This is a genomic window from Microbacterium arborescens, from assembly GCF_049707515.1.
GTDB classification, from domain to species: Bacteria; Actinomycetota; Actinomycetes; order Actinomycetales; family Microbacteriaceae; genus Microbacterium; species Microbacterium arborescens_B.
In genome coordinates this window covers 1-16,064 of the sequence record NZ_JBNAFI010000011.1, presented here as the reverse complement: position 1 = coordinate 16,064, position 16,064 = coordinate 1, and the positions used below count along the sequence as shown (strand labels likewise).

Below are 16,064 nucleotides of genomic sequence, written 5' to 3'. Positions count from 1 at the left end.
CTACGCTCGGGAGTGCACCCATCGAATGGAAACCGACGACTCACAGATCGCCTGGACCTAACGAAGGGGGCGGCCCAACTGCAGAATGCCTACCGCGCGCTGCACCACCAGTTCGTGGCATCGGCCCTCGCCACCAAGCTCATGCGGGAGCTCGTCCCTGACGCGAGGATGGGCGCGATGGTCACCAAGCTGACCACTTACCCGCTCACGCCTCGCCCTGAGGACGTCGCGGCAACCCTCGACAAGGTGATGCTCAACCACTTCTCGTGCGACGTGCAGGTGTTCGGCGCCTACCCGAAGATGATCCTGCGCAAAGCCGAGCGCCAGGGCATCAAAATCCCCTTCGAACAGGGCGACGAGGAGATCATCGCCGCCTACACCGTCGACTACGTCTCGTTCAGCTACTACATGACGACAACCGAATCGATCGACCCCGACGCAGAGCGTGCCCCTGGTAACACGATCATCGGCGTCAAGAACCCGTACCTGCCCTCCAGCGAATGGGGCTGGCAAGTCGACCCCGTCGGTCTGCGGATCAGCATGATCGAACTGTACGACCGCTACCGGATGCCGCTGTTCTGCGTCGAGAACGGCATCGGCTCGATCGACAAGGTCGGTCCCGACGGCGTCGTCCACGACCCGTATCGCATCGAGTATTTCCGCCAGCACTTCACGCAGATGGCGCAGGCCATCGACGAAGGGGTCGAGATGATGGGGTACACCAGCTGGGCGCCCATCGACATCGTGAGCCTGTCCACCTCGCAAATGTCCAAGCGGTACGGGTTCATTCACGTCGACATCGACGACAACGGAGTGGGAACCGGAAAGCGCACTCCGAAGGACTCGTTCCACTGGTACAAGAAGGTTATCGCCAGCAACGGCGCCGACCTCAGCTGACCTCGTGGAATCAAACGCTGTCCTCTCGCTTGCCGCGGTCGGGGTGACCCGCCGCGGCAAGCAGATCCTCCGAGACGTCTCGTTCTCGATCCGCAAGGGAGAGCATTGGGCGATGCTCGGCGCGAACGGCGCCGGGAAGAGCACCCTCCTGTCCCTGTGCGGCGCCCAGGCGCATCCGACCTCGGGGATCGTGACGGTGCTCGGCGAGCGAATTGGCCGGGTCGAGCTGCAAGCGCTCCGGCGGCGCATCGGTCATGTCAATCCGCGGCATCCGCTGACCAGCGCTCTCACGATCGAAGATGTGGTGCTCACCGGTCTGACGGGCAGCGTAGAACGGACGGGACGATGGGAGCCGACTGGTGCGGAGTCGCGGCACGCGCGAGAGTTGCTGTCGTCCGTGGGTCTCGGTTCCAAAACCGACTCGTTATGGACCGACCTCTCGCAGGGCGAGCGGACGCGTGTGCTCATCGCCCGCGCGTTGGTCATCGAACCGGAGCTCCTGCTCCTCGACGAGCCGTCGACTGGGCTCGACGTTGCAGCCCGCGAGCAACTCGTCGTCACTCTCGAGAACCTGGCGCGACAGCGTCCCGACCTGACGACGCTTCTCGTCACACACCATCTCGAGGAGCTCCCAGGATCGACGACGCACGCGATGCTCGTTCGAGAAGGTGAGGTCACACAGGCAGGGTCGGCGCGACACGTCCTGACGACTGATCACGTCTCGAACGCATTCCGCCATCCGATTCGCATCGCTCGCGAGGACGGCCGGTGGAGCGCGCGCACCGACTCGATGGCGGACGTCCGTCTCTGACCGGCTCGGCGCGTGGCGTCAGCGCGGATCTGCACCCCGGTCGTTGATATGCCGACGCAGCGCTCCCATTGCGGTGTCGAGCGCGGCACCGAAGCCGACACCCTCGTTTGCGGCAGCCTCGCCGGCGACTCCGAGGCACGAGAATGCTCCGGCGACCAGGGCTCGCGCGTCCCATGCGTCAAGCCCCGTACGCTCCCGGAGCGCGTGCGTTGCGAGAACCTGCATGCGCTCCATGCGGTCGCGATACCCCGTTTTCAGCGCTTCAGACTGCGCAATGAGAGCGTTGATGGCCTCGCTCTGCCGCATCTTTTCGGCATCGGCGGTGTAGTCGACGAAATCGTCGAACATTCGCCGGAGTGAGTCCCACACCGGCTCATCGCTCGGTCTCGCTCGCAGCGCTTCTGCGAGACGATCCCCCGTGTCGTCGAACTTCGACAGGATGACGCCGTCTTTCGAGCCGAAGTAGCGAAAGAAGCTGCGCGCCGAGATCCCGACTGCAGCGGCGATCTGCTCGACAGTCGTCGCGTCGTAGCCCTGTCGCAGGAACAACTTCATCGATTCCTCGACGAGTCGGTCCCGGATAAGCCGCTGTTGAGTCTGCCGGAGTCCTCCTGCACCTTCTTGCATGGAATCATCGTACCGTTGTGTCAGTCAGTGACAATTGACATAGACTGACAGCACGACACGGAAAGGATCAATTATGGCGAAGACCTGGTTCATCACGGGAGCCGGCCGCGGTTTCGGCCGTTCCATCACGATCGAGGCGCTCAAGCGGGGCGACAACGTCTCGGCGACCGTCCGGACCGCTGACGCGCTCGACGACGTCTCCGCCGCGTTTGGGGACGCGCTGCAGGTGCAGGTGTTGGACGTCACCGACCGCGACGCAGGCTTCGCGGCGGTGGCGGCTGCGAAGGAGCGTTTCGGCAGCCTCGATATTGCCGTCAACAACGCCGGGTACGGCCTCAACGGGATGCTCGAAGAAGTGTCCGAGCAGCAGGCTCGTACACAGATGGAGGTCAATTTCTTCGGCGCTTTGCACATCACCCAGGCCGTGCTGCCCGTGATGCGCGAGCAGGGTTCTGGACTGATCGTGCAGATCTCCAGCATCGGCGGCGTCGTCGCCTTCCCGGGGTTGTCGATCTACCACGCGTCGAAGTGGGCGCTCGAGGGTATGACCGAGGCGCTCGCGAACGAGGTCGCGGGCTACGGAATCAAGACCCTGATCGTCGAGCCCGGCGGGTACGGCACGGACTGGGGCGGGTCGAGCGCCGTCACGGCTGACCAGCACCCGGCGTATGCTCCGCTGCATGAAGCGCGCGCCGAGGCAGCGAAGAATTACGACCCGAGCCTCATGGGAGACCCGGATGCCCTCGCTCGCGAACTGATCGAACTGGTCGCTTCCGAGTCGGTGCCACCGCGCGCTCTGCTGGGAGGCATGATCACGGACATCGCGATCGGCGCGTATCGCGAACGCATCGAGACGTGGGAGGCCGGCCGCGCGCGCGCGGAAGCCGCGCAGAAGTAAGGGCGCCGAGGCGGTGCAGTGGGTGGGCGGTCCGAATTGGATCGCCCACCCACTTTTCTCTGACGCGCGCGGTCGCCTCGAAGCGACGGACCTCGGCGCGGAGCTCGACATCTTCAGGTGCGTTTCCGCCGAATCCGCCGTGCGGCATCGCTTCAAACACGTGCAGCTCGGCCTCGACGCCGGCCTTCAGCAGTGCGCGGTGCATCCGCACCGTGTTCGAGAGGAAGAGGTCGCGGGTGCCGCTCTGCAGCAGCGTCGGCGGGAATCCCTCCAGGTTTCCGAACAACGGCGATACGTAGGGGTGGGCCAGGTCGGTGCCGTTCGCGTATAAGCGGTTCACTTCCATCAGGGGGGTGAGCACCATATCGATGCCGTTGTTGAGCACGAAGCTGTCGCCGCTCTCCGTGAGGTCGATCTCCGGTGTCAACAGGACGAGCGCCGCTGGCATCGGCAGCCCCTCTGCTTTGGCGCGGAGCAGCAGGGCGGCGGCGAGATTCCCTCCGCCCGATGCCCCGCTGACGACGATCTGGGAGGGCGCTCGCGTCTCCAGCGCGCTCCTGTAGACCCCGAGCAGATCGTCGAGTGCCGCGGGATACGGATACTCGGGAGGCATTCGGTAGTCAGGTGCCCAGGTCACACCCGCCCGCTGAGCGGCGTGCACGGCGGCAGCCATCCACGAGAGGTCACCCGCCCCGAGATACAGCGCACCGCCGTGGATCGTGACGCATCACGTAGAGGAGCTACCAAACTCCACGACCCACGTTCTCCTCGTCAAGGAAGGTAGGGTGACCGCGGCGGGTCACGTCACGGAGGTTCTCACGAGCGACAACGTGACCGAGGCGTTCGGACATCCAATCCGTATCGATCACCAGGACGGTCGGTGGACCGCCCGCACCCGACGCTAAACGCTTTCGAACCCCACCCCCCGAGTAGCGTGACGCAGGCGTGCGACATCGAGGTAGAGGTGCTATCGGGACGGTGAGCCAACCTGCCGGCGGTCTGAGCGAGTATGTCGGTCCGATCGACCGCGGCCGCGCGCAGTTCGTCGATAACGGGGGAGACGCTGTGGGCTCGGTCGGGAGCACATCGCAGACAGCGCCATATCGATAGCACATCGGGGTGAAGTCGTGGTCGCAAGGCCAGGGTCCCATCTCCCGGCCGGAGAAACCCTCGTCGTACGCCGACACGGCGACTGCGATCAAAGTGCATCCGACGGTGGAGCAACAGCGTCAGAACATGGTCTGGACCGAGGTCGATATAACCAGTCCGGTCCCGCAATCTGACATAACGTCGATTATCGGCATACGGCGGCACGTCACCGATGCGGAGGCGGATCGCCCAGCTGGGATGTGCTCGCTTCCTCCCGGGGATAGTGCGTGACCGGGCGGCGCCCGAGTTCCAGGTCGGAGAAGTCGTCCGAGGCATACAGCTCAGTCGGTGAACGACGGCGGCCCCTTGCTCGGTGAACCGAAAAGCGCGCTGCTCCGATTGCCAGCGCCGCGAATGCGCATACGAGGAGAATGAGCCAGGGGGAGCCTGACCCGCTTTTCCGGACACCAACTTTGAGGCGATGATCGTCTCGGAAGGAGTCCGTGAGATGCCTGCTGCCCACCCGCCGGAGTTTCGGCGTCGAGCCCTCGATCTCGTTGCCCAGGGCAACCCGGTTGCGCAGACCGCGCGTGATCTCGGGATCAGTGAGTCCTGTCTGCGGAACTGGATGAACCGGGATGCGGTCGACTCCGGCCGCAAGGCCGGGGTCACGACCGACGAGCACAAGGAGCTCGTTGAGCTGCGGCGCCGCAACCGTGTGCTGGAGATGGAGATTGAGATCCTCAAGCGCGCCAGCGCGTACTTCGCGAGGGAGAACGTGCTCCCAAAATAGGGTTCCGGCTGGTCCAGGAGCTCGCCGCGGACGGTGTTCCCGTCGTGGTGGCCTGCCGGTTCCTGAGCGTCTCGAAGTCTGGCTTCTACGAGTGGGTGCGTCGACCGCCATCACCGCGGGCTCTCGCGGATGCGGAGCTGACGATGACGATCCGTCGCATTCACGCTGATTCCCGCGAAACCTATGGTTCTCCTCGCGTGCTGGCGGAGTTGCGACTCGGGCTCGGCGTTCACGTCGGCCGGAAGCGCGTCGCGAGGCTGATGCGGCGGGATGGGCTGGTCGGTGTCTCGCATCGCCGCAAACGGCGCGGCTGGAAGCCGGACACCGCCACGCACGAGGACCTCGTGAAGCGGCAGTTCCGCGCCGACGCGCCGAACCGGCTCTGGTTCTGCGACATCACGCAGCACCGCGCGAGGGACGGATGGGTTTACTGCGCCGCCGTGATCGACGCGTCCAGCCGCCGGATCGTGGGCTGGTCGATCTCGGATCGGATCACCGCAGAGATCGTTGTTGACGCGCTCGAAATGGCCCGGTGGCGCCGCCGCCCCGAGCCCGGAACCGTGGTCCACGCGGATCGAGGAGCGCAATACACCTCGTGGCTCTTCGGGCACCGACTCCGCCAAGCAGGTCTCCTCGGCTCGATGGGCAGAGTCGCCTCAAGCGTCGATAACGCCCTCATCGAGAGCTTCTGGTCAACGATGCAGCGCGAGCTACTGGATCGCACGTCCTGGGACTCAAGGACGCAACTCGCGTCGGCCATGTTCGAGTGGATCGAGGGGTTCTACAACCCGCCGCCGGTGACACCAGCCTCGGCAACCTCAGCCCCGCCGAATACGAAGCCCTTCACACCGCCGCCGAAATCGCGGCATGATCAACACACAAGAACCGTCCGGGAAACCGGGTCAGGCTCCACTCCCCCGCCGCGCCGGACACGTCCCGACGCCGCCCATCACGATGGTGCTGCACCAGGAGCAACTCACCATCACCAGGAGGGCCGTGCCTGTGGAGGCCGTCACGGTGCGAGTATCGAGGGCGCAACGCGAGCACCGTATTGATGAAACTCCCCGCCATGAACAGGTCGACATCGTCGAGCACGACATCTCCCGTGGAGACCAGCAAAACCCTGAGAGCTTCGATCCAGAGCCTGCGAGCTCGGATGTTGGGCAGGGCGACCGGGGCCGTTTACGTCGATAGCGATACCGCTATCTCGAATGAGCCACTCCGCTCCCAACGAAAAAGGATCGCTTTGTCAGACACCATCATTTTCGATGTCGACGGGACACTCGTGGACAGCAACTATCAGCACACGCTCGCCTGGTACCGGGCACTGCGACGTAGCGGCATCACGGTGCCGATCTGGCGCATCCATCGCACGATCGGGATGGGTGGGGACAAGCTGATCGCCGAAGTCGCCGGACCCTCCGCAGAGAACGCGCGCGGCGCCGAGATCCGAGCTGCGTGGGAGGAGGAGTTCGAACTGCTGATCGATGAGATCCAGCCCCTTCCGGGCGCGCACGAACTCCTTGTTGAGACGAAACGACGAGGGTTCCAGATTGTGCTGGCAAGCTCGGGAAAGGCAGCGCACGTTGAGCGCAGCCTGGACCTGATCGACGCGCGGGGGCTCGCTGACGCATGGACCACTTCGGAAGATGCCTCCGACAGCAAACCTGCACCGGACCTGGTTGACACGGCACTGAAGAAGGTGTCCCGCTCCAGTGGGGTCATGATCGGAGACTCGACGTGGGATGTCATCGCCGCGGGCCGGCTCGACGTGAAAACGATCGCCCTGCTCACGGGTGGCTCCTCACGCGCCGAGCTCAGCGAGGCCGGCGCGATCGCCGTCTTCGACTCACCGCAGGACCTTCTCGACCATTTGGACATCACCCCGCTGCACCATCCCTCTGACGGGGTGGGAAGGACAGTTCAGACCTGAGCTGCGGACCTCTGTCAGGCGACGTCATCGCTCCCACCGGCACGAAGGCCAGGTTCAGTGTCGTAGCGGCTATCGGATGTGAAGGGCGCCGGGCTGGACAGTCACGGTGAAGGAGTCGGTTTCGCCGATCTGTTCGCCGTCGATTTCGAACGGTCGGGGACCGGGGAGGGTGACGTCGAGTTTGCGGGCGCGGGCGTGGGTGACCGTGTCGGTGCTGGTGGTTTCCTCGGTACTGCTGATGAGTCGTTTGAGTCCGTTGTCCCACAGCATCGTCTTGAGCGTTCCTGCCCATTGCGCGATGCCTTCGGCGCTGAGCAGGAGGTAGTCCAGCTCCCCGTCGGAGGGGTCCGCGTCGGGGAGCAGGGTGAATCCGCCCTGGAGGGTGCCGCAGTTGGCGATGAGCAGGGTGTGGCCTTCTTCATCGCGGGCCGGCTGGTCATCGGCGGTGATGTGGAAGGGGACGACGTCGCTGGCGGCGAGAGCACGACCGAGGGATTCGACGTAGGCGAGCCAACCGGCTTTGTCTTTCAGGTCGTCGTTGGTTTCGGCGATCATGTGCGCGTCGATTCCGAATCCGACCATGACGACGAAGCCGTGTCGTTCGCGCCCGCTGATCAGATTGACGTCGACCCAGCCCATGTCCACCTTCCGCGGGGTGCCGGTGAGTGCGCGGGTGAACGCTGCCGGGATGTCGCCGAGGGGGATGTCCAGATTGCGGGCGAGGAGGTTCCCGGTGCCGAGAGGGACGATGCCCAGATCGAGCGCCGACGGGCTGCTGGCGAGGTGTTCGGCGACAGCCCGGACAGTGCCATCACCCCCGGCGGCGATGATGAGGTCAGGGGTGGTGGCAACTGCGCGGCGGGTGGCGTCCCCGCCGGGGTCATTCTCGGTGGTCTCCCACCAGGACACCTCGGGGGCTGTGGCGTCCTGAAGGGCCGCAGATAGTCCTTCACTGAGCGTGTCCTTATCCGTCTTGGACGGGTTCCACACGATGGCAAGTCGACGTGTCATGAGGAGTCCTTTCGCGGGACACCGCGAGCCGGCCGTGCCGGATGAGGGGCATGGTCCGGCTCGCGCGTGTTCGTGTGTGCTTACTCGGCGTGCTCGTCTTCTTCAGGTTCGAAGGTGGACGCGGTCCCGGTGTGTCCGGCAGCGATACCGGCGGGGTGGTTGGGGATGGTGCCGTCGCCGCCGAGACCGCCCGGCTTGGTGGTGCCGTCGGAGTCATGCGTGGGGACTTCGATGTCGGGACCTTCCAGCGAGTTGTCTTCTGACAGCGGGGTGGTGTTCTCGGTCATGATCTGCTCCTTCAGGGTGCTGTTATGGTGCGGGGAGGTGGGGAGGACATCGCAGGGGGACGCGGTTCCTCCCCACCGGTCTGCTACCGGAGGTCGTCCTTGACGTTCTCAGCGGCCTTCTTCATCTTGGCTTCGGCTTGGTCGGCGGCGCCTTCGGCGGCGAGCTTGTCGTTGTCGGTGGCGGTGCCGATCTTCTCCTTGGCCTTGCCAGTGAGATCCTGCGCGGCGTTCTTGATCTTGTCGTCGAGTCCCATGACGGGCTCCCTTCCCTGGTGGTGTGGCACCGCGTGTGCGGGGCGTGTGGTGTTCAGTTGTCGTCGGAGTTGATAACGGCGTCCTCGGCGGCGTCCATCGCCGCCTGACCTTCCTCGGGTGATTCGGATCCTGCGGACGCTGCGGAATCGTCCTCAACGGTGGTGTCGTCTTCGTCGTCACCCTGCGACGGCCGGTCCGCGCGTGAACCATTCATCGTGATCTCCCTTTCCCTTGCAACTGATTGGTCGTGCGGTGATGAGCGGGTTCCGGTGTGGGCCGATGTCAGCCGGAGGGGTTCTCGAGGGGAAACCCGTCCTCGTCCGTGGTCTCGGGGAGGGGTTCGCGGTGCTCACCGGAATCCTGCTCTTCGCGGTCATTGTCCGCCGACTCGAGCTCACGTCTACTTTTCGTCATGGGTCAACCCCGGCGGGTGAGGCGGTGCAGGAATCCGGCGACGGGACGCTGCTGCTCGCCCTGCTGTGCGCCGAGGACGATGAGCACGCCGGTGAGGGCGGGAAGCACCCACTGGAGGACGCGCTGTTGACGCTGCGCGGAGGTGAGTTCCGGCGACGCCGTCTCATCGGCTTCGGTGACACCCTCGCCACCCTCGTCGGCGTGTTTGGCGATCTTGGTGCCGAGGATCCCGGCGTAGAGGGTCGCTGCTGCCGCGGCGGCGGTGAGGGCGAACTTCACCTTCGTGTTCGTGCGGGACTCCGGCTGGGCGGCGAGCCGTGACTTGTTGCCGAGGATGAGGCCGGCACCGCCGATGCCGTGTGCGATGATCGCCGCCAGCTGGACCGGTGCCCACTTAGCCCATCCGATAGAGGACAGCCGCAGACGCTCGGCGGGGTCGGCGGCTTTCGCTGTGCCGCCGTTGAGGCCGACAGCGCCCATCAAAGTGCCCCCGAACCACGCGGCCAGGCCCACGTCGTGCAGAGATCGGACAACAGTATTGCGACCAGTCATGATGCGGTTCCTATCCGTGAAAGGGTGTTGCTGTGTGTAGTGAGGTGGGGTCAGGACTTGGCTTTGCGGCCGACGAGGAAGCCGTAGATGAGCAGGACGACGAGCGATCCGCCGATGGCGAGGAGCCAGGTCTGCAGGGAGAAGAACTCCTCAAGCGGCGCGTTGAACAGCACACTGCCCAGCCATCCCCCCAGGAGCGCACCGACAACACCGAGGAGGAGGGTGATGAACCAGCCGCCGCCCTGCTTTCCGGGAAGGATCAGTTTGGCGATGGCGCCGGCGATCAAGCCGAGGAGAAGAAATCCGAGAAAACCCATAAGTCTGTCTTTCTATGCGGGGCCGCGACGGGTCAGTCGCGGCGGGTGAGGGTGGCGAGGACGGCGGTCATCCCGGCGAGGGAGACCGCGCCGACGATGAGCACGCGGGCCGGGTTGGCGCGGTAGGCGGTGCGCAGCTTGTCGAGCCCATCGTTGACGAGGATGCCAGCCTTATCGATCACCTCGGTCACAATCTGGCCGAGGTCACCGGTTTTGCCGTTCGCGGCGTTCGAGGTCTTGTCGATGGCGTCGCGTGCGGTGTCGATGGTGTTGTCGGTGTCTGAGGCCATAGGGTGCTCTTCCGGCTATCTGGTGATGGCGCGGGTCAGCTTGCGGCTGCCAGCTGTGGTGGTTTTGCGTGCGGCGCGCACGCCCCGCGTGTTCCACGCCTTCTTCGCGTTCTTCTTGATCGAGTGGTACCGGCCACGGCCGGCGCGAGCGCCAAGCGTGTAGGCACCGAACGCGATGGCGGCGACGAACAGGATGCGGAGGGAGGTCATGGCGGTCTTTCGCTGTGGCTAGGAGAGGCGACGCTGGTCGTGGGCCAGCTTGGCGCGCAACCCGGAGTGCACCGAGATGTACGTGTCGACGTTCTTTCCGGTCAATGTCGCCAGGTTGGAGACGAGTTGGTCCACGTCTGCGACCACCTGGGCTGGGGACGTGCCCTGCCGCGGTGTCACGCTGACGTGCATGACCGGGGTCTTGCGGATGTCGTTGGCGGTGACTGAGGAGAACAGGATCTCGTCGCGCTGGTCCAGGGAGTGCTTGAGAGCGTCGGAGACGAATGATTCCTGCACCGTGACCCGGCCCAGCGGGTTCTGTGCGCCGGTGGAGCGCAGAACCGTGTGGGAGCGTCCACCGCCGACGCGGGTGAGCGCGACGATGAGGAGGATGACGAGGAACAGGATCAGCGCGAGCGCGGCGATCGCGATCCAGCTGATGGTGGTCGCGCCGACCGTGGTGGTAGCGATCGCGTTGTCCAGCCATCCCTGCCCGGCTTCGGTTGCTCCGGTCCAGTACTCTGCGCTGGCGGGCCAGACGATGATGGTGACCAGCACGGCCCCGATGGCCAGGAACAGGATGCCGACGATGAAAAGGACGATTCTGTTCAGGGCACGGTTGGTGCGGTTCATTGCTCGTCCTCGTTCTGTTTCGGGCGCTCCACGCGCACGCGGGTCTTCACTCGGGGTGCGAGCTGGTAGCTGTCCACCTTCGCGGCCGCGAGTTGCTGGATGGGTGCTTTGTCGACCGGGACGCCGACGGCAGGTCGCACGGTGACGTCGACGGTGCGGTGTGAGACACCGACGGTGATGTCCTCGCGGGCGATGCCGGTCTCGTCGCTCAGATGCTGGGCGACAGATGCGGCGATCACCCCGTTGTCCACCAGCACAGCACGACTCTCGTGCTGCATCTGGTGTTTCGACAGCCGGCCGGGCGCGAGCGCCAGGAACACGAAGATGACGCCGAGTACGGCGAGCACCACACCGAACACGGCGACCAGCCATCCCGGCTGCTGCGTGGGCAGCCCAATCAGCCAGGTCGCCGCGGCCGCGGGCCCCAGCAGCAGCGCGGGCTGTGCGAGCAGGAATAGCACGATCTCGGTACCGATGTAGATCAGCACGATCAGCAGCAGCACGACTGCGATGATCATCGCGACGGTGCGGGGCGAGTGGGTTTCGCGCCGCAGGACGCGGCGGAAGGCAGGGGAGCTCATTTCACTCTTCTCTTCTGCTCATCGATGACGGCACCGGTGATGGTGATGTTCACCCGGGTGACGTCGCGTCCGGTGACGTGCGCGATGCGGTCCCTGAGCTGTTCTTGCGCGGTTTGCACACGCTCCAGGACCGGGGCACCGGCGTGGATCGCGGCGGTGTCGTCCAGGTGCGGGATCGGGAGGGGTGTTCGGATGGTGAGGGCTATTCCGCCCCGCGCTTCCGACACCCCCACCGATACGTCACCGCGATCCACCCGAAGGGTGGTGGCGGTCGCTTCCTCGGCGACCTTCACGAGCACGCGCTCTTTGATGGTGATGCGGCCAGGGTAGGGCGAGGCGTCGGGCGACGCCCCGGCGGCGACCCGCGTGAGGTCGCCGCCGGCCTGGCCGGCTCCAGCCGCACTCATCACGAGGTGCGCCGGCCGGAGAACGCGTTCGCGAGACCGCGCACGTCGAGCTTGCCCGACATTATCCGACCGACGAGCGCGCCGATTCCCATGAACAGGGCCACGAGGAGGAATCCCCAGAACCCGAACAGCAGGATCGAGACGGCGAGGATGACGCCCATCAGGGCGCCGGTGACGGTCGGGTTCATGAGACGCGCGACTCTTCCTCGTCCTTGTCGTCCGAGGGCAGGTGCACGTCGTTGACCTCGACGTTGACCTCGACGACCTCGAGGCCGACCAGCTGGCTGATCGCTCCGCTGACCGCAGCGCGGACGTTGGAGGCGACCTCCTGGACCGGCATCGGATACTCCACGACGATGGTGATGTCCGCCGCGGCCTGCGTCTCGCCGACCTCGACCTTGACGCCCTGCGTCTTGTCGTCCGCGTTCACGACGCTGCGGATCGCACCGAGCGCACGGGCGCCGCCGCCACCGAGCGCGTACACGCCGGGAACCTCACGGGCAGCGATCCCGGCGACCTTGGCGACCACGCCGTCGGCGATCGTCGTCTTGCCGGCTGCGGAGTCATCCGCGGCCGGACGGGCGGGCGCGGTGCGGTCCACACGTGATCCGGCGAACGCCGGGGCCGGGGTGGTGGGGGTCTGGTCTTCGGTAGCCATTGCAGTCCTTCTAACTGTTGAGGTAGGAGAACGCAACCACCTAGGGGGTTGCTGTTCTGGGCGATAAATTTCGCTTCACAAGTTAGAGACCCGTTCCGGCCGATTCGTCACAAAATAGTTTGAGAAAGTTTCCGGAGTCCATGACCGCACCACGGAAGCAGTTCGCGGAAGTCATCGCGGATGAGATCCTCGTCCAGCGTGCCGTGCAGGGTGACGTGGCGGCGTTCGAAGTGCTGATCCGCAGACACGGACCCCTGATGCGCGCATATGTCACCCGCATCGTGGGGTCCCTCACCGAGGCCGACGACGTGGCGCAAGAAGCGTTTTTCATCGCCTGGCGGCGACTACCCGAGCTCCGCGATCCCTCCGCGGTGAAGGCCTGGCTGATGCAGATCGCCAGCCGTCAGGCGTTCCGGCACCTCCGCCGACGCCCGGCGGAGGACCCGCTCCCCATCCTGGAAGCCGCCCACCCGGCCGACACGCAACCGGAAAACGTCGCCATCCGTAACGCGCAACTCCGCGCCCTCGCCACCGCACTGGACACCCTGCCCCCGGACCTTCGACAAGCCTGGCTGTTGCGGGAGATCGCTGAGCTCAGCTACGACGACATCGCGAAACAGCTTGACATTCCCCGTACAACCGTTCGGGGGAAACTATCCAGAGCACGCGCGTCGATTTACGCGCAGATGGAGGAATGGCGGTGACTGACACGACACCCCGAACGCTGGACTGCGGAAAGACCATCGAAGAGCTCAGCGACTACCTCTCCGCTGACCGCATCCCCTACAACCCGTCCATCGAGACCTGCCCGGAATGTCTCAACGCCCTCCAGGCCCTCTCCGGCGTCCCGCAGCTCAGCCGAGACCTGCTCGCCCACGACGCGGCAATGCTCCCCCCGCCGCCGGCGAACTGGATGGAGCAGATCCTGGCAACCATTCGTAACGAGGTCCGCGCCGGCAGGTCTGTGCCGCTGCACCACCCTGACCCCCGCGTCACCCTCACCGTCACCGAAGGTGCTCTCCGGGCGCTGATCCGCAGTATCGGCGACGACGTGCCAGGCATCGTCATCGGAAAGTGCCAGTTCGACGGGGACGTCGAAACCCCCGGCGCGCCCATCGATGTCACCGTGACCGCGAGCATCGCCTGGAAATCCCCGATCCCCGAAACTGCCATCCGCTTGCGAGACGCCGTCCGTGAAGCTCTCACCACCCACAGCCACCTCAACGTCATGTCCGTCAACGTCACGGTCGAAGACCTACACGGCTACACCACCACCCCCACCGAGGAGACGCCATGAGCAGCGACATCAACACCCCCCTCGCCTCCGACGCGCTGGACCCCGACGCCCTCACCGCGATCGTGCTCGACATGGACAGCGTCATCGACATCTACCCGCCAGCGTCGACCCTCACTCAGGCCTCGCAACTGGTCGCCGCGCTCCTCACCGGTGCGCCCACCCGCATCAACCGGGTGGACGTGAAAAGCGAGGGCACCATGCACACTCTGACGGCCCGGATCGGCACCCACCGACACACCCCCGCCCCGCAAGCCGCAGCCCACGTCGCTGACGCTCTCCTTGCCCGCATCCCTGACGGCCACGATGCGACCGTCACCATCCAGATCTCCCGGATCGCGTGAGACACACGGACTCCTTGATCCTCACTGCCGCGCTGGAATTCACTGACGACACCCTCCTGTTCGCCGCAATCGGCGTGATGACCCTCGCCGCAGCCCTCCTCCCGCGACTGCTCGGCAAACTGCCCATCTCGATCCCGATGGTGTTCCTCGCCGCAGGCATCATCGTGTTCGCCCTCATCCCCGACCTCCCCGACCCGCACCCTACCGATCACCCCGACATCACGCTGCACCTGACCGAGATCTGCGTCTTGGTCTCCCTCATGGGCGCCGGCCTGGCCATCAACCGGCCGCTGCGCTGGAAAACCTGGTCCACCACCTGGCGGCTGCTGGCCATCACCATGCCGCTGTCCATCGCCGCCGTGGCCGTCCTCGGATGGGTGGGGCTCGGACTCGGAGCCGCCAGCGCACTCCTTCTCGCCGCGGCTCTCGCTCCCACGGACCCGGTGCTCGCCACCGAGGTGCAGGTAAGCGAACCCGTCGACGATGAGAATGCCGACGATGAGGTGCGGTTCGCTCTCACCTCCGAAGCGGGCCTCAACGACGGCCTCGCCTTCCCCTTCACCTACGCCGCCATCGCCATCAGCATGGTCGGGCTCGCCCCCTCAACCTGGTTCACAGACTGGGTCCTCATCGACGTGCTGTGGCGGATCACCATCGGCGTCATCGCCGGCATCGGCACCGGCTGGCTGTTCGGCCGACTGTTCTTCTCCGCGCACCTCGCCGGACGTAAAGTCGTCGACCAATCCGAAGGATTCGTTGCCATAGCCGCGATCTTCCTCGCCTACGGGATCGCCGAAACCGCGGAAGGATACGGCTTCATCGCCGTGTTCGTCTGCGCAGTCACCATCCGGGCATCAGAACGAGGACACGGCTACCACCAAGTCCTCCACAAGTTCGTCGAACAGATCGAACGACTCCTCACCATCGCCGTCGTCGTCCTCCTGGGCGGCGCCATCGCCCGCGGCCTATTCGCTGACATCGGCTGGATGGAAATCCTCGTCGCTCTGGTGATCCTGCTGATCGTCCGGCCGGTCGCGGGATGGATCGGGCTCACCCCCGGAAAGACCGGACCCCGCGAACGCAGCGTCATCGCGTTCTTCGGCGTCCGAGGCGTCGGCTCGCTGTTCTACATCGCCTATGCCACCCAGAACGGCTACTTTCCCGACGGTGACCGGCTCTGGTCCATCGTCGGCCTCGTCATCGTCGGCTCCATCGTGATCCACGGCCTCGCCGCCACCCCCACGATGCGGCTCCTCGACGCCACCCGCCTCCGCCTCACCCGACGACGCGGCGGCGATCCCACCGACGTTGCAACAACCCCGGTCTGACACCGGCCATCGCAACGCAACGCGGGGTTTGTGGCGCGATCGGGCGCCGGACCCTGATGCTCAAAGTCGCCGCCCTCAGGACGCCGATCCCTTTCACCGGAGGACGTGATGGCGACGGGAACCGGGTGGAAGCGGTTGACCAGCCACCCCGCGATCACGCTGCCTAGCCACCGATCCGACGGGACCGCACGCCACGAGCAGGCCGAATGTCAACGCGCTCAGTTCGAATCGGTCTTTGAACTCCGGGTACCGGGTCACGATCGTCGCGAACACCAACGCGTTGGCGATGAACAGCATCGCGACCCCGCTCCGTGCTGCCGAGACACGCGACACGGCCGGGGGTGAGGTCATTCCTGGATGGGCCGCCCCCTTCGTTAGGTCCAGGCGATCTGTGAGTCGTCGGTTTCCATTCGATGGGTGCACTCCCGAGCGTAG

27 protein-coding genes are annotated in these 16,064 nt (G+C 65.5%); 11 read left to right on the top strand and 16 right to left on the bottom strand.

Features of this window, described 5'->3' with window-relative positions:
- Together ACPYN5_RS15775 and ACPYN5_RS15770 are read left to right on the top strand one after the other, a co-directional pair.
- Positions 1 to 897, top strand: an 897-nt coding sequence (locus tag ACPYN5_RS15775; RefSeq protein WP_424449878.1) for a glycoside hydrolase family 1 protein, incomplete at its 5' end; no start/stop codon positions are given.
- A gap of 4 nt (positions 898 to 901) precedes the next feature.
- Positions 902 to 1,708: an ABC transporter ATP-binding protein gene (locus tag ACPYN5_RS15770; RefSeq protein WP_424449877.1), complete on the top strand. Its 807-nt coding sequence runs from the start codon at positions 902 to 904 to the stop codon at positions 1,706 to 1,708.
- Positions 1,709 to 1,726: 18 nt separating this feature from the next.
- Here the strand turns inward: ACPYN5_RS15770 and ACPYN5_RS15765 are convergent, their stop codons facing one another.
- Positions 1,727 to 2,335: a TetR/AcrR family transcriptional regulator gene (locus tag ACPYN5_RS15765; protein ID WP_424449876.1), complete on the bottom strand. Its 609-nt coding sequence runs from the start codon at positions 2,333 to 2,335 to the stop codon at positions 1,727 to 1,729.
- Positions 2,336 to 2,408: 73 nt separating this feature from the next.
- Here ACPYN5_RS15765 and ACPYN5_RS15760 point away from each other — a divergent pair, with 73 nt between their 5' ends.
- On the top strand, positions 2,409 to 3,233 hold the full coding sequence (locus ACPYN5_RS15760; RefSeq protein WP_424449875.1) for an SDR family NAD(P)-dependent oxidoreductase: 825 nt from the start codon (positions 2,409 to 2,411) through the stop codon (positions 3,231 to 3,233).
- On the opposite strand, the gene ACPYN5_RS15755 is transcribed toward ACPYN5_RS15760, so the two are convergent.
- Complete coding sequence (locus ACPYN5_RS15755; RefSeq protein ID WP_424449881.1) at positions 3,148 to 3,951, bottom strand: alpha/beta hydrolase fold domain-containing protein; 804 nt, start codon at positions 3,949 to 3,951, stop codon at positions 3,148 to 3,150. The genes ACPYN5_RS15760 and ACPYN5_RS15755 overlap by 86 nt on opposite strands.
- Positions 3,952 to 4,830: 879 nt before the next feature.
- On the opposite strand from ACPYN5_RS15755, the gene ACPYN5_RS15750 reads away from it, so the two are divergent.
- Genes ACPYN5_RS15750 through ACPYN5_RS15735 form a run of 4 tightly spaced genes read left to right on the top strand, consistent with a single transcriptional unit; the run spans position 4,831 to position 7,048 of the window.
- Positions 4,831 to 5,115, top strand: coding sequence for a transposase (locus ACPYN5_RS15750; RefSeq protein ID WP_253035124.1), 285 nt, complete (start codon positions 4,831 to 4,833; stop codon positions 5,113 to 5,115).
- Positions 5,112 to 6,170, top strand: a complete 1,059-nt coding sequence (locus tag ACPYN5_RS15745) for an IS3 family transposase (protein ID WP_424449880.1) — start codon at positions 5,112 to 5,114, stop codon at positions 6,168 to 6,170. The genes ACPYN5_RS15750 and ACPYN5_RS15745 overlap by 4 nt, the downstream gene beginning before the upstream one ends.
- A complete protein-coding gene (locus ACPYN5_RS15740) occupies positions 6,070 to 6,309 on the top strand; it encodes a DUF2382 domain-containing protein (protein WP_363380982.1) in 240 nt (79 codons plus the stop codon). The genes ACPYN5_RS15745 and ACPYN5_RS15740 overlap by 101 nt, the downstream gene beginning before the upstream one ends.
- A 52-nt stretch (positions 6,310 to 6,361) precedes the next feature.
- A complete protein-coding gene (locus ACPYN5_RS15735; protein WP_253035125.1) occupies positions 6,362 to 7,048 on the top strand; it encodes an HAD family hydrolase in 687 nt (228 codons plus the stop codon).
- Between the two features lie 69 nt (positions 7,049 to 7,117).
- Here ACPYN5_RS15735 and ACPYN5_RS15730 read toward each other — a convergent pair whose 3' ends face one another.
- From ACPYN5_RS15730 to ACPYN5_RS15665, 14 genes are all read right to left on the bottom strand, one after another.
- The gene (locus tag ACPYN5_RS15730) at positions 7,118 to 8,038 is read right to left on the bottom strand and encodes a diacylglycerol/lipid kinase family protein (protein ID WP_308210400.1); all 921 of its coding nucleotides are present in this window, start codon (positions 8,036 to 8,038) and stop codon (positions 7,118 to 7,120) included.
- 101 nt (positions 8,039 to 8,139) lie between these two features.
- Positions 8,140 to 8,346, bottom strand: a complete 207-nt coding sequence (locus ACPYN5_RS15725; RefSeq protein ID WP_253035127.1) for a hypothetical protein — start codon at positions 8,344 to 8,346, stop codon at positions 8,140 to 8,142.
- Positions 8,347 to 8,429: 83 nt separating this feature from the next.
- The gene (locus tag ACPYN5_RS15720; protein ID WP_253035128.1) at positions 8,430 to 8,600 is read right to left on the bottom strand and encodes a CsbD family protein; all 171 of its coding nucleotides are present in this window, start codon (positions 8,598 to 8,600) and stop codon (positions 8,430 to 8,432) included.
- Between the two features lie 53 nt (positions 8,601 to 8,653).
- The gene (locus ACPYN5_RS15715; RefSeq protein WP_253035129.1) at positions 8,654 to 8,815 is read right to left on the bottom strand and encodes a hypothetical protein; all 162 of its coding nucleotides are present in this window, start codon (positions 8,813 to 8,815) and stop codon (positions 8,654 to 8,656) included.
- Positions 8,816 to 8,883: 68 nt separating this feature from the next.
- Positions 8,884 to 9,015, bottom strand: coding sequence for a hypothetical protein (locus ACPYN5_RS15710; protein WP_290440435.1), 132 nt, complete (start codon positions 9,013 to 9,015; stop codon positions 8,884 to 8,886).
- Between the two features lie 3 nt (positions 9,016 to 9,018).
- Complete coding sequence (locus tag ACPYN5_RS15705) at positions 9,019 to 9,567, bottom strand: hypothetical protein (RefSeq protein WP_424449874.1); 549 nt, start codon at positions 9,565 to 9,567, stop codon at positions 9,019 to 9,021.
- Positions 9,568 to 9,617: 50 nt separating this feature from the next.
- Entirely contained in the window at positions 9,618 to 9,884 is a 267-nt protein-coding gene (locus ACPYN5_RS15700; RefSeq protein ID WP_311286354.1) for a GlsB/YeaQ/YmgE family stress response membrane protein, read from the bottom strand.
- A gap of 32 nt (positions 9,885 to 9,916) precedes the next feature.
- Entirely contained in the window at positions 9,917 to 10,174 is a 258-nt protein-coding gene (locus ACPYN5_RS15695; RefSeq protein ID WP_424449873.1) for a hypothetical protein, read from the bottom strand.
- Positions 10,175 to 10,189: 15 nt separating this feature from the next.
- Positions 10,190 to 10,384 carry a hypothetical protein gene (locus tag ACPYN5_RS15690; protein WP_424449872.1) on the bottom strand — a complete coding sequence of 65 codons (195 nt, stop codon included), beginning with the start codon at positions 10,382 to 10,384 and terminating at the stop codon, positions 10,190 to 10,192.
- Positions 10,385 to 10,402: 18 nt separating this feature from the next.
- Positions 10,403 to 11,017 (bottom strand): hypothetical protein, encoded by a 615-nt coding sequence (locus ACPYN5_RS15685; protein ID WP_253035134.1) that lies wholly within the window; start codon positions 11,015 to 11,017, stop codon positions 10,403 to 10,405.
- Complete coding sequence (locus tag ACPYN5_RS15680) at positions 11,014 to 11,535, bottom strand: Asp23/Gls24 family envelope stress response protein (protein WP_424449871.1); 522 nt, start codon at positions 11,533 to 11,535, stop codon at positions 11,014 to 11,016. Before ACPYN5_RS15680 ends, ACPYN5_RS15685 begins: the two co-directional genes overlap by 4 nt.
- Before the next feature lie 59 nt (positions 11,536 to 11,594).
- Positions 11,595 to 11,897 carry a hypothetical protein gene (locus ACPYN5_RS15675; protein WP_424449870.1) on the bottom strand — a complete coding sequence of 101 codons (303 nt, stop codon included), beginning with the start codon at positions 11,895 to 11,897 and terminating at the stop codon, positions 11,595 to 11,597.
- A 107-nt stretch (positions 11,898 to 12,004) separates the two neighbouring features.
- Positions 12,005 to 12,193, bottom strand: a complete 189-nt coding sequence (locus ACPYN5_RS15670; protein WP_127011604.1) for a DUF2273 domain-containing protein — start codon at positions 12,191 to 12,193, stop codon at positions 12,005 to 12,007.
- Positions 12,190 to 12,663 carry an Asp23/Gls24 family envelope stress response protein gene (locus ACPYN5_RS15665; RefSeq protein ID WP_253035137.1) on the bottom strand — a complete coding sequence of 158 codons (474 nt, stop codon included), beginning with the start codon at positions 12,661 to 12,663 and terminating at the stop codon, positions 12,190 to 12,192. Before ACPYN5_RS15665 ends, ACPYN5_RS15670 begins: the two co-directional genes overlap by 4 nt.
- Positions 12,664 to 12,803: 140 nt before the next feature.
- On the opposite strand from ACPYN5_RS15665, the gene ACPYN5_RS15660 reads away from it, so the two are divergent.
- The 4 genes from ACPYN5_RS15660 to ACPYN5_RS15645 all read left to right on the top strand — a co-directional run bounded on the left by ACPYN5_RS15660 (position 12,804) and on the right by ACPYN5_RS15645 (position 15,629).
- Positions 12,804 to 13,367, top strand: coding sequence for an RNA polymerase sigma factor (locus ACPYN5_RS15660; RefSeq protein ID WP_424449869.1), 564 nt, complete (start codon positions 12,804 to 12,806; stop codon positions 13,365 to 13,367).
- Positions 13,358 to 13,960 carry an Asp23/Gls24 family envelope stress response protein gene (locus tag ACPYN5_RS15655; RefSeq protein ID WP_424449868.1) on the top strand — a complete coding sequence of 201 codons (603 nt, stop codon included), beginning with the start codon at positions 13,358 to 13,360 and terminating at the stop codon, positions 13,958 to 13,960. The genes ACPYN5_RS15660 and ACPYN5_RS15655 overlap by 10 nt, the downstream gene beginning before the upstream one ends.
- On the top strand, positions 13,957 to 14,301 hold the full coding sequence (locus ACPYN5_RS15650) for a hypothetical protein (RefSeq protein WP_424449867.1): 345 nt from the start codon (positions 13,957 to 13,959) through the stop codon (positions 14,299 to 14,301). Before ACPYN5_RS15655 ends, ACPYN5_RS15650 begins: the two co-directional genes overlap by 4 nt.
- Positions 14,302 to 14,378: 77 nt before the next feature.
- Positions 14,379 to 15,629 (top strand): cation:proton antiporter, encoded by a 1,251-nt coding sequence (locus ACPYN5_RS15645; protein WP_424449879.1) that lies wholly within the window; start codon positions 14,379 to 14,381, stop codon positions 15,627 to 15,629.
- The last annotated feature ends 435 nt before the right edge of the window (positions 15,630 to 16,064 follow it).